An 11,549-nucleotide genomic window follows, 5' to 3' on the forward strand; every position below is an offset into this window, starting at 1 on the left:
GCGTCGGCGGCGGCGTCGACCTATGCCGCAGGTCAGCCGCAGAGCGGGGAAAGCCTCGTCGGGCGGCGCTTTTCCGTTCGCATCGCCTTTGGCTGCACGGGCCCGGCCGCATCGGAGGCGGCGGGGACGCCGGACGGCCTGGCACGCTGGTCATGGAGCCGGGACGGGCGCGCGGCGCGCCTGTCGATGACGCCCATCGACTGGACCGAGTCTGCGCTCGTCGCTGCCGGACCAGAGTCCCCGTGGGAGGCGGTGGAGGGCTTCTGGGCGCCGCGACCCTGGATGATGTCCGAAGACTGTCCCCGAGTGGAGGGCGATCCTTTGCGCTCGGCCGGAGCGGAGGCCTCGCCCCAGACGGTGGCCCTGGCGGCTGTGTTCGAGAAGGGGGGATCGCGAATTGGCCGGCGCAGCGGCCGCGCCTACGCCTTTACCCGGCGGCTCGAGGCGGGACAGACGCCTTCTGCCCCTGAAGACGGCTATCGCCTTCGTCTGGAGGGGCGTCTGGCGGCGTTCCCGGACGGACGCGCTGTTCGGTGCCAGGCGGACAATCCCGACCAGCGGCCGGTCTGCGTGGTCGCCGTCGTGCTCGACCGGGTCGCCTATGAAGAGGCGAGCGGCGCCCTGTTGAGCGAGTGGCGGCCAGGCTAGGGCCGTCCTTCAGCGGGAGCGCGGCAGCAGTACGGCCATGCCCACCAGGGCCGACAGGCCGGACCCGACGAGCACCCCCAGCTTGACGGCGTCCTGCTGTCCGGGACTCGAGAAGGCCGACAGGCCGATGAAGAGGCTCATCGTGAAACCAATGCCGCAAAGCACGGACACCCCATAGAACTGCCTCCATGTCGCCCTGGCCGGGAGGTCGGCGATGTTCAGCCGGATTGCGAGCCAGGACACGCCGAAGACGCCGATCTGCTTTCCCAGGAAAAGCCCGGCTGCCACGCCCAGCGGGATCGGCGCCAGAAGGGCGGCGAAGGACGTCCCCGCAAAGGAGACGCCGGCGTTGGCGAAGCCGAAGATCGGAACGACGGCGAAGGCGACCCAGGGCTGGAGCCCGTGCTCCAGCCTGTGGAGCGGCGATGCGACGTCCTCGACCGCGCCGGGGGTGCGGCGCAGCGGGATGGTCATGGCCAGGACCGTTCCCGACAGGGCGGCGTGGACGCCGGACTGCAGCATGAACCCCCAGAGCGCCGCGCCGACGATCAGATAGGGCGCGAGGGCGGCCGTCTTCGCCCGACTAAGTCCGATAAGCACGGCGACGGCCCCGCCCGAGGCCGCCAGCGCCCACGGCGTCAGATCGACCGTGTAGAAGGCCGCGATGATCACTACCGCGCCGAGGTCGTCGATGATGGCCAGGGCGGTCAGGAAGACTTTCAAGGAGGCGGGGACCCGCGAGCCGAGCAGGGCCAGGACGCCCAGGGCAAAGGCGATGTCGGTCGCCGCCGGAATCGCCCAGCCGTGGAGGGCGGTCGATCCGAAATCCTGAACGGCGACATAGACCAGGGCCGGGACCGCCATGCCCGCCGCAGCGGCGACGCCGGGCAGGGCGCGACGCGACCATGTCGCCAGTTCTCCGTCCAGCAACTCGCGTTTGATCTCGAGTCCGATCAGGAGAAAGAACAGGGTCATCAGCCCGTCGTTGACCCAGTGCAGCGCGTCGAGGCCGGCGAGCGGGGCGTGCAGCGCCGCGAAATAGGCGTCGGAGATGGGCGAGTTGGCGACCGCGAGCGCCAGGCCGGCGGCGGCGATCAGGACGACGCCGCCGGCGGCTTCGCTCCGAAGCAGGCTCCGAAGGGCTGATCGAGGCCGCTTGCGACGGGACAAGCCGTGGCTCCCATGTTTCGGACGGCGTCGTCCGTGGATCGGGGGCGTCGTCCTGTTCCGTTTCTCCGGCGCACCGCAAACGGTCATGGCTAGCCGGCGCGGGCCCGCCGTTTTGCGGCTCTACTGTCGATGGGGGCGGAACGCGCGAGATCGTCTCTTGATGCAGGGCGCCTTCGCGCGCGCCTCGGCCTTGGCGCCGATCAGGGGTTAGTGCGCCCCCGCCTGCGACGGTAGGTGGTCCTTCTCAAAGCGGCCCAGCCGATCGACCAGGGCGCTTCCGGCGGCGTTCAGGCCCGTGACCTCGACGACGGCGCCTTGCCGGCGGTAGCGGAAGACGACCTTGTCCAGGGCGGCGACGCCGGTCAGGTCCCACAGATGGGCGTCGCTCATGTCGATCTCGACCCGTTCGGTGCGTCCATGATGCTCGAAACCGGCGGCGAAAAGCTCGGCGGAGGCAAAGAAGAGCTGGCCTGAAACCCTGTAGCGCAGCACGCCGGGTTCAGGCGTAGGGATCTCGGCCACGATCAGGGTCTTGCCGACCTTGCGCATGAAGAAGATCGCCGACAGGACCACGCCCAGGACGACGCCCTTGGACAGGTCGTGGGTGGCCACCACCGTGCCGGTCGTGGCGATCATGACCACGGAGGATTGCAGCGGCGTCGTGCGCAGGTTGCGAATGGAGCCCCAGTCAAAGGTCCCGACCGAGACCATGATCATGACCGCCACCAGGGCCGCCATGGGAATGCGCGCGACCCAGTCCTGAAGGACCAGGATCAGGAACAGCAGGAAAAGGCCCGCCCACAGGGTCGAGAGCCGACCGCGTGCGCCGGAGGTGACGTTGATCATCGACTGGCCGATCATGGCGCAGCCCGCCATGCCGCCGAAGAAGCCCGACGCGATGTTGGCGATGCCCTGACCACGGCTTTCCCGGTCCTTGTCGGAAGGCGTGTCGGTGATGTCGTCGATCAGGTTGGCGGTCAGCAAGCTCTCCAGCAGTCCCACGAAGGCCAGGGTCGCGGAGACCGGGGCGATGATGGCGAAGGTCTCCCAGGTCAGGGGGACGCTGGGAAGATGGAACATCGGGAGCGTTGAGGGCATCTGGCCCATGTCGCCGACCGTCCGCACGTCCAGGCCGGTCCAGATCACGAAGCCGCTCAGCAGGACGATGGCCACCAGGGGCGAGGGCACGGCTCTGGTCAGGCGCGGCAGACCGTAGATGATGACCAGAGCTGCGCCCACCAGGGCGAAGGTTTGCCAGTTGGCCCCAATCAGTTCGGGCATCTGGGCCAGGAAGATCAGGATGGCCAGCGAGTTGACGAAGCCTGTCATGACGCTGCGGCTGACGAACTTGATGTAGCGGCCCAGCTTCAGCAGGCCGATGATGATTTGGAACACCCCGCAAAGCAGAGAGGCGGCGAACAGGTACTCCAGGCCGTGGTCGCGCACGAGCGTGACCATCAGCAGGGCCATGGCGCCGGTCGCGGCGGAGATCATGGCCGGGCGTCCGCCGACCAGGGAGATGGTCACGGCGATGATGACGCTGGCGTACAGACCGACCGCCGGGTCGACCCCGGCGATGATGGAAAAGGCGATGGCTTCAGGGATGAGGGCCAGGGCCACGACAGTCCCGGCCAGCAGGTCGCGGCGCGGACTGGCGAGCCATTGCTGACGCGCGGAAGCGATAAGGGTCATAGAGGTTCGTCTTCAGGTCGGCTGCAAGATCCGGCGCTCGACCGAGGTCATGGGCAGCCTCGAATTTTCCCGACGGATCGGCGGACGGGATAGCCACCCTTGGCCTGCAGGCAGGCTCGGGTCCGAGGTGAAGAGATCTGATGCGGGTCGCCGCCGAAAAAGGCAAGTCTGCTGCGCCAGAGGCCCACGGCTGCGAAGCGACTAGAGGTTCAGATCCCGATCTGAGGTCGGTTGGATCGTATCTGTCGTCCGCTACCGGCTTGGCGTGGAAAATCCAGAAGCTCTATTTTGAAACGATCTCTGTCCTGATTATTTTACATGAAATTGACGAACTAAACTTTGTCAGAGCACGCATTTGTTTTGCCTGTTCAGTATATAATTGTATTCCTGTCACAGAACTATTGCGCTTGTCCAATAAGTCTCCGTCGGAGGGGCTGGCGGGATGTGTATCTTTGATGCGCGGCGGCCCGGTCATTCTATGGGAACTTCGCAATGCTTCGACTGTCCAACATTCTCATGGCTGGTGCTGCGGTCATGGCTCTTGCAGCCTGCGGCAGCGCTGAGGTCGCGTCGCCGGGCGAGGGCGATTTCGGCAACGGCGGCAATAACGGCGGCAACAACGGCGGCAATAATCCTCCGCCCGGGACGCCGGCGGCGGACTGCCCGACCGGATTCGCCAATGTCGGCGTCGTCGCCAACGGCACGCTTCGCGCCTGCCAGCTGCCGCAGCAGGTGCTCGGCAATCTGACCGTGCCGCTGCGCGCCGGCACCATCTATTCCATCGCCGGCCGGACTGAAGTGGGCACGGACCGCGGCGCCAATGCGGCTTCGCCGATCGCCGGCAGCCAGCAGGGCATCCTGACCATCGAGGCGGGCGTGAAGCTCTTCGCTTCGGGCGGCGCCGACTATCTGCTGGTCAACCGCGGCTCGCAGATCTTCGCCGAAGGCACCGCGACCAGCCCGATCATCTTCACCAGCCGTCAGGACGTCGAGGGCACCACCACCGCCAACTCCCAGGGCCAGTGGGGCGGCATCGTCGTCACGGGCCGTGCGCCCACGGCGGTCTGTCCGGTGGGCGTGACCGCTCCGAACGAAGCCTGCGTCGGTCAGGTCGAGGGCACCAGCGCCAACTACGGCGGCAACACGACCGCCGACAACTCGGGTCGTCTGCGCTACATCCAGATCAAGTATTCCGGGTTTGAAATCTCGCCCAACAACGAGCTTCAGGCCCTGACCCTGGCCGGCGTCGGCTCGGGCACGACCATCGATCACATCCAGTCTTACAACAGCTCTGACGACGGCATCGAGATCTTCGGCGGCACGGTCAACCTGAGCCACATCGTCATCAACGGCGCTGACGACGACGGCCTGGACACCGACACCGGCTGGCGAGGCGGAGCCCAGTTCGGCATCGTCACCCAGCGCCCGACCGCCGTCACCAACGGCAGCCGCGGCTTCGAATGGTCGGCGGCGCCCTCCGGCACGGCCTTCTTCGCCCAGCCGCGCGTGTCCAACTGGACCATTGTCGGCCGCAACGCCGCTGTGGCGTCTGACGCCGTCATCACTTTGAACACGGGCACCCAGCCCACCATCATCAACTCGATCTTCACCAATCCGTCGACCTCGGCGGCCGCCTGCCTGGATATCGACGACGGTCAGACCGTGACCAATGCGCCGATCTTCCGCTCGGTCTTCCTCGCCTGCTCGCGTCCGTTCGAAGACGACTCCAACGTCAATGCGGCGGCGACCGGCGCGGTCTTCACCACGGCCACCAACGTCAACAACGTGACCAACGGCGTCTCGACCATGACGGCTCCGGCCGGCGCCACCATGCAGAACACCGTCCTGGCCTTCATCAACGGGGCCAATGAGACGGCGGTCACGCCGGTGGACGCCCGTGCGGTCTACAGCTTCTTCACCCCGGTGACCTACATCGGCGCCGTGCGGAACGCCGGAGACACCTGGTATCTCGGCTGGACCTGCGGCTTCCAGGCCGGCTCGACCTGCTGAGCCAGACAGAGCGGGAGCGAGGCGTTCGACGCCTCGCTCCCATCGTCCTCCGAACCCCAAGGCGCAGATCATGACAACTTTCCACTCGACCCTGGCCGGGCTGCTTCTGGCGACCACGGCTCTCGCGACTTCGGCCTTCGCTCAGGAGGCGCCGGTCGCGACTGACGCTCCGGTCGCAGCAAGCGACCAGGATCAGCCGTCCGCCATCGGCGATATCGTCGTCCTGGGACGGTTCATCCCCGAGCAGAACCGCCGCAGCCCCGAGGTCGCGGCCTTTCTGACGGCCGAGGATCTGCAACGCACGGGCGACGGCACGGCCGCCGAGGCGCTGACGCGCGTCACGGGTCTGTCGATCGTGGAGGGGCGGTTCGTCTATGTCCGCGGCCTGGGCGAGAGGTACTCGTCCGCCCTGCTGAACGGTTCGCCCTTGCCGAGCCCCGAGCCGCTGCAACGCGTCGTGCCGCTGGACCTGTTTCCGTCCGAGATCCTCGCCGGGGTCACGGTTCAGAAGACCTATTCCGTGGCCTATCCCGGCGAATTCGGCGGCGGCGTCATCGACCTGACCACCATTTCGGCGCCGAGCAAGCCCTTCTTCAACTTCAAGTCCTCTCTTGGCGTGAACTCGGAAACGACGGCGCGCGAGGGACTGGTCTATTTCGGCTCGCGCACGGATTTCACGGGCTTTGACGACGGCACGCGGGATGTGCCGGGGCCGCTGCGCCTCGCCTTCCAGTCGGGACGCCGCGTCGTCGCCGGGGCGGACTTCTCGAACGACGACCTGCGCCGCATCGGCCAGTCGCTGGAGAACGCCCCCCTGCGCCTGCTGCAAAAGGAAGAGACCCCGGTCAACTTCGGCTTCCAGGCCTCGGGCGGCCTGTCCGAGCAATTGGGCTTCGGCACGCTCGGCCTCGTCTTCGTGGCGGGCTATGACAACAAGTGGCAGAGCCGCGAAGGCGTCCGCCAGGAAGGCTATATCGACGAGGGGGAGCTGAAGGTCGGCACCGACTATCAGTTCCAGTCCACCCAGAACGACATCGGCCTGAACCTGCTCGGCGGCGTCAGCCTCGAGGCGGGCGACCATGAGGTGCGCTGGACCAACTTCTACACCCGCAACACCACCAAGGAGGCGCGCACGCGCGCCGGCTTCAACTACCTCAGCGGCAATGTGGTGCGCGACGACTATACGGAATGGTCGGTTCGCCAGCTGTTCTCGACCCAGCTGGCCGGCGAACACTTCTTCGGCGAGGCCTGGGAGGCGAAATGGCGTCTCGCCTACGCCAAGACGACGCGCGACGCCCCCTATGAGACGCGCTTCGGCTACGGCCAGCTGCCGGACGGGACCTTTGTCCACAATATCCAGTCGAACCGGATCTCCTTCAGCGAACTCGACGACGATCTGCTGAGCGGCGGCCTGGACCTGAGCTATCGTCTGAACCTGTCGGGCGGCCGTGAAGCGGTGTTCAGCGTCGGCGCGGCGTCCTCGGACAACACCCGCACCTCGCAGCAGCGCGATCTGCGCTTTGTTGCGCCGAACGGCCTGTCGGCCGACCAGGTTAAGTCGCGGGTCGACTACCTGTTCTCGGACTACAATATCGGCCCCTACCTCCAGATCGAAGAGGTCACGGGCAGCAACGGCGCCGCCGCCTACGAGGCCGACCTGCGGGTCCATGCGGCCTATGCCCAACTGCAGGCCGAACTGATCCCGACCGTCAACTTCACGGCCGGCGTCCGCTATGAGGACGGACGCCAGAGCGTGACCCCGCGCGACCTCTTCGGCGGCACGACCGGTTTCCTGCCCAGCACGATCGAGGAGGCCTACGCCCTGCCGGCGGCGACCGTGACGTGGAATTTTGCGGAAGACATGCAGCTTCGGGCCGGTGCGTCCAAGACCATCGGTCGCCCTCAGTTCCGTGAACTGGCCCCGCAGCAATACACCGACGTCGAAAGCGACCGGACCTTCATCGGCAACCCCTATCTGCTGGATACGGAGATCACCAACTACGACCTCCGCTACGAATGGTATTTCGCCCGCCAGCAGTACCTGACCCTCGGGGTCTTCTATAAGCTTCTGGAGAAGCCGATCGAGTCCAGCGTCGTCGACCAGGGCGCCTCCATCTCCCAGACCTTCCTCAACGCGCCGGAAGCGGTCGTTCAAGGCGCTGAGATCGAGCTGAAGAAGTATTTCGAGTTCCCCTCGGCGGGGCTTGATTTCGTCGCCAACAAGCGTTGGCTGATGTCGGGCAACTACACCTACTCGAACTCGGAAGTCCGCGTCGGCGAAGGCGACATGGTGATCACCCAGAACAGTCTGGGCGTGGCCCAGCCCGCCTCCTTCTACGTGGTGGACGGCAGCCGCCTCCAGGGGCAGAGCGACCACGTCGCCAACCTGCAACTGGGATGGGAAGACGACACCGCCCGTTCGCAGGCGACCCTGATCCTGAACTATGTCTCCGAGCGCACCTCGGCGCGCGGTCGCCCGGGCGAGCCGGACCTGGTGCAGGACCCCGGCGTCTTCCTCGACTTCGTCTATCGCAAGGACTTCGAGGTCATGGGACGTGAGCTCGGCCTGGGTATCGAACTGCGCAACCTGCTGCGGACCGACTACGACGAGTACCAAGAACTCGGCCAGAAGGTGCGCGTCAACAACTACGACCTCGGCGCCAGCGCGTCGGTCAGCCTGACCGCACGCTTCTGAACGGCGCGCCCGGCGACGATGCTGTCGTCGCCGGGCGCTGCAACCCTGCTGTCACAATAAGCCCCTAGAGGACGCTTCGTCTCGGAGGTCGCCAGACGTGACGGTTCGTCCTTTTTCCCGCTTCAGCGCGCCTTCGGCCAACCTGGCCGGCCGTCGCGGCTTCACGCTCATCGAGACCCTGGTCGCGCTGGCGGTGTTCAGTCTCGTCGCGCTGACGATCATTCGGTTGGCCAGCGAGAACACGCGCGCAGCCGTACATGTCGAAAACCGCCTGCTGGCCGGCATCATCGCCGAGAACGTCGCGGTGGAGGCCTTTGCCTCACCCAACCCCCCGGACCGGGGCCTGGCCCAGGGCGTCATTGATATGGCCGGACGCCGCTGGACCTGGCGACGGACGGTGTCGCCGACGGACCAGCCCGGTCTGGTGCGGATGGATGTCGCCGTGCTGCTGGAGGGGCGAGAGACGGCGGCCCTGACCCTGGTCAGGGACACGGGCGCGTGACCCGCAGGGAAGGCTTCACCCTGGTCGAGGTCATGGTGTCGCTCCTGATCTTTGGCCTTCTGGCGGCGGCGGGCGTCGGGCTTCTGACGACCTCCATCACCAACCGGGAGGTCGTGAAGGCGGCTTCGGATGATGGAGCGGCGCTGCTGCGCGTTCATCGCTCGGTGAAAGCCGACCTGGGCCAGGCGATTGACCGTTCGGTCAGATCCGACGCGGGTCAGGACGGCTCGGCCTTCGTTGCGTCGGGCGGCGAGGCCCTGCTGACGTTGACGCGGACAGGGCGGGTCAATCCCGGCCAGGCTGATCGATCCTCGCTGCAGCGTGTTGAATACAGGCTGTCGGACGGTCGCCTGATCCGCCGGGTGAGGGCGAGCGTGGACGCCGGCGACTGGGGGCCGCCGCAGGTGCTGATGGAAGGGGTCGGGGCGACGCGGCTGGCCCTCACCTCCAGGGGGCGTGTCAGCAACAGCTGGCCGACGACCGATGGCGCGGCCCTGCCGGACGCCGTCGACCTGGTGATCGAAACGCCGAGGTTCGGTCCCGTGACCATGGCCTTCATGGTCGGGGGCGTGCGGTGAAATCACGAACCGACAACCGTGAAGGCATGGCGCTGCTGACCGTCCTGCTGCTTGCGGCGGTTCTGTCGGTCATCGTTGTTCTGGTGCTCGATGATGTGCGCTTTTCGATCCGTCGGGCCACGAACGCGGAGATTTCCAGCCAGGCGCAATGGCACGCCGCCGGCACCGAGCGGCTGGCCCTCAGCCAGATCCGCCGACTGGTCCAGGCCAATCCGGGGCGCACGCCCATCGATCCGGCCTGGGATGGCCGTCCCTTTGTATTTCCTGTCGAGCAGGGCGAGATCACCCTCACGGTTTCGGACGGTCAGTCCTGCTTCAATCTGAACAGCGTCGTCCAGGGCCAGGGCGGCGCCTATAGCGGTCGGGACGAGGGCGTTCGCCAGTTTCTGCGTCTTCAGACCTTGCTGGGGGTTCCTGTCGGGCGCGCCCGGCGTATTGCCAGCGCGACCGTCGACTGGATCGACTCCGACCAGACCGTGCTTCCCGACGGCGCCGAGGATCGGGGCTATGACCGGCCCGATCAGTCCCTGCGCACAGGCGGGCGTCTCTTGGTCGACGTCTCTGAGCTTCGCCAGGTCGCGGGCATGGATGCGGCGACCTACGCCCGTCTGCGTCCCTATGTCTGCGCCCTGCCGACGTCACAGTTGTCACCCCTCAACATCAATACGCTTGATGCCGACGACGCGCCTCTTCTCGCTATGCTGACCGACGGCGCCCTGTCGGTGAGCGGCGCGCGTCGCGTGATCGCCTCGCGACCGGCGGGCGGCTGGGTCTCGACCTTCGACCTGTGGCGGCATCCCGCCTTTCTGTCGGTCTCGGTTCCTGCGGCTGTCTATGAGCAGGTTTCCCTGGAGACGCGCTATTTCGACTATGTGATCGACGTCCATTTCGCCGGGGGTTCGGCCTCGCGTTCGGGCCAGATCCAGGTGGGGCGGGACGGACGAGCGTCGATCACCGGCGTGCGTTGGTCGAGGCCGGACTAGGTCTTGCGGCACGCTGAACGATCAAGAGGCGAGAAGGGGACCGTAAAGCCAGGTCATCCACAGGCCGATCGCCAGGAAGACGCCGAACGGCAGACGGTCGGTCGCCTTGATCGACCTCCGCGAGACTAATCCCGCGATCACGAGGCTGAGCCCGGCGGCCGAGGCCCAGAGGAGGGTCGTGGGCAGGGCCAGAGCGCCGACCCAGGCGCCGCCCGCACCGAGCATGAAGGGATCGCCGCCGCCCAGCCCGACGCGCCCACGCGCCGCCAGATAGAGGCGGCCGATCAGCCAAAGGCCGCAAAAGCCGATCAGAGCGCCTGGCAGGGCGTGGGCCAGGGCTGCAGCCGGCTCATCAGGGCGAAGCCAGAAGGCTGCGGCCACGCCGCTGAGGAAGAGAGGGGCCGTGAGTTGATCCGGCAGCCAGAAGTTCTCGGCGTCCACCACGGCCAGGAGAAGCAACTGCCAGCCCAGCACGGCCGTCAGAAGAGCGGGGACGAAAGCGGCATGATGCAGGCCGGCCCAGACGCCGATCAGTCCTGCGCCCATTTCCATCAAGGGGTAGCGCACAGGAATGGTCGCGCGACAGCCGGCGCAGCGCCCGCGCGACATGATCCAGCTGATCACGGGGACCATCCGCCAGGGAGGAATGGAACGACCGCACCCCCCGCAGCGAGAGCGGCCCAGCACCACGCCTTCACCCCGCGGCAATCGCCAACTGACCAGGCCGAGAAAGCTGCCGACGAACAGCCCGGCCCCGCCGAGGAAGGCCGCGTAGATCACCATGTCAGCCTCGCTGTTCGGTCCCCCTCTGCACTAACGCTCCCGTCCCGCTTTAGGGAGGGCCAATCGCGCGAACGATGTCGTTCGCCGACCGCCTGCGCGAGCATCCCGGCAGCCCACGGACCCCCGTCTGATCCGCATACGGCGGCGTTGTCACAACAACGTCTCGCCGTCGTCATCCCCGCGTGAGGCTCTGACCCCGGCTGCTGGAGTAAGCAGCCGGGGTCTCCTTATTCGGGGGTGTTCGGAGCGTCGGGCGTGATCGCACGGGTCGGGGAATGGGGGCGTCAGGCGCGCACGGCTATGGTCGAGCGGCCGGGGCGGATTCGCGCCGGGGTCGAGATCGCCCTGGTCGCCCTGCTGGCGGTTCAGGCCGGACGTCTGGCCTGGATCTTCGTCGCGCCTGAGCCCGAAGCGGCGATCGCCGTCCACGCCGCCGCCGCGCCTGTGGACGCCAGCATCTTCCAGCGTTTCGACGCCTTCTTCCGCAC

The 11,549-nt window shown here is 66.9% G+C and carries 10 protein-coding genes, 1 pseudogene and 1 other annotated feature; of the genes and pseudogenes, 8 read left to right on the forward strand and 3 right to left on the reverse strand.

Going from position 1 to position 11,549, the window contains the following annotated elements; all coding sequences use genetic code 11:
• On the forward strand, nt 1-648 hold a 648-nt coding region (locus HX774_RS16245), incomplete at its 5' end, for a hypothetical protein (RefSeq protein ID WP_178828481.1).
• Between the two features lie 9 nt (nt 649-657).
• On the opposite strand, the gene nhaA is transcribed toward HX774_RS16245, so the two are convergent.
• Nucleotides 658-1,818, reverse strand: a complete 1,161-nt coding sequence (nhaA, locus tag HX774_RS16250) for a Na+/H+ antiporter NhaA (RefSeq protein ID WP_255500500.1) — start codon at nt 1,816-1,818, stop codon at nt 658-660.
• 207 nt (nt 1,819-2,025) lie between these two features.
• A complete protein-coding gene (locus HX774_RS16255) occupies nt 2,026-3,510 on the reverse strand; it encodes a SulP family inorganic anion transporter (RefSeq protein ID WP_178828485.1) in 1,485 nt (494 codons plus the stop codon).
• 63 nt (nt 3,511-3,573) lie between these two features.
• Nucleotides 3,574-3,637: a sequence feature (sul1 is cis-regulatory element that is thought to sense ions involved in sulfur or methionine metabolism; They are found in Alphaproteobacteria), on the reverse strand.
• 13 nt (nt 3,638-3,650) lie between these two features.
• On the opposite strand from HX774_RS16255, the gene HX774_RS16260 reads away from it, so the two are divergent.
• The 6 genes from HX774_RS16260 to gspK all read left to right on the forward strand — a co-directional run bounded on the left by HX774_RS16260 (nt 3,651) and on the right by gspK (nt 10,278).
• Nucleotides 3,651-4,073 (forward strand): hypothetical protein, encoded by a 423-nt coding sequence (locus HX774_RS16260; RefSeq protein WP_178828479.1) that lies wholly within the window; start codon nt 3,651-3,653, stop codon nt 4,071-4,073.
• Complete coding sequence (locus HX774_RS16265) at nt 4,045-5,520, forward strand: hypothetical protein (protein ID WP_255500501.1); 1,476 nt, start codon at nt 4,045-4,047, stop codon at nt 5,518-5,520. Before HX774_RS16260 ends, HX774_RS16265 begins: the two co-directional genes overlap by 29 nt.
• 70 nt (nt 5,521-5,590) lie before the next feature.
• Nucleotides 5,591-8,215: a TonB-dependent receptor domain-containing protein gene (locus tag HX774_RS16270; RefSeq protein WP_178828489.1), complete on the forward strand. Its 2,625-nt coding sequence runs from the start codon at nt 5,591-5,593 to the stop codon at nt 8,213-8,215.
• A gap of 97 nt (nt 8,216-8,312) precedes the next feature.
• Nucleotides 8,313-8,717: a type II secretion system minor pseudopilin GspI gene (gene gspI, locus HX774_RS16275; protein ID WP_370523727.1), complete on the forward strand. Its 405-nt coding sequence runs from the start codon at nt 8,313-8,315 to the stop codon at nt 8,715-8,717.
• Entirely contained in the window at nt 8,714-9,295 is a 582-nt protein-coding gene (gene gspJ, locus HX774_RS16280; RefSeq protein WP_178828491.1) for a type II secretion system minor pseudopilin GspJ, read from the forward strand. The genes gspI and gspJ overlap by 4 nt, the downstream gene beginning before the upstream one ends.
• A complete protein-coding gene (gene gspK / locus HX774_RS16285) occupies nt 9,292-10,278 on the forward strand; it encodes a type II secretion system minor pseudopilin GspK (protein WP_178828493.1) in 987 nt (328 codons plus the stop codon). The genes gspJ and gspK overlap by 4 nt, the downstream gene beginning before the upstream one ends.
• 21 nt (nt 10,279-10,299) lie before the next feature.
• Here the strand turns inward: gspK and HX774_RS16290 are convergent, their stop codons facing one another.
• On the reverse strand, nt 10,300-11,061 hold the full coding sequence (locus HX774_RS16290; protein ID WP_178828495.1) for an A24 family peptidase: 762 nt from the start codon (nt 11,059-11,061) through the stop codon (nt 10,300-10,302).
• Nucleotides 11,062-11,316: 255 nt separating this feature from the next.
• On the opposite strand from HX774_RS16290, the pseudogene HX774_RS16295 reads away from it, so the two are divergent.
• Nucleotides 11,317-11,549 (forward strand): annotated as a pseudogene (locus HX774_RS16295) (hypothetical protein); the annotation flags it as partial.

This window comes from Brevundimonas sp. P7753 (assembly GCF_013386595.1).
Taxonomy (GTDB): domain Bacteria; phylum Pseudomonadota; class Alphaproteobacteria; order Caulobacterales; family Caulobacteraceae; genus Brevundimonas; species Brevundimonas bullata.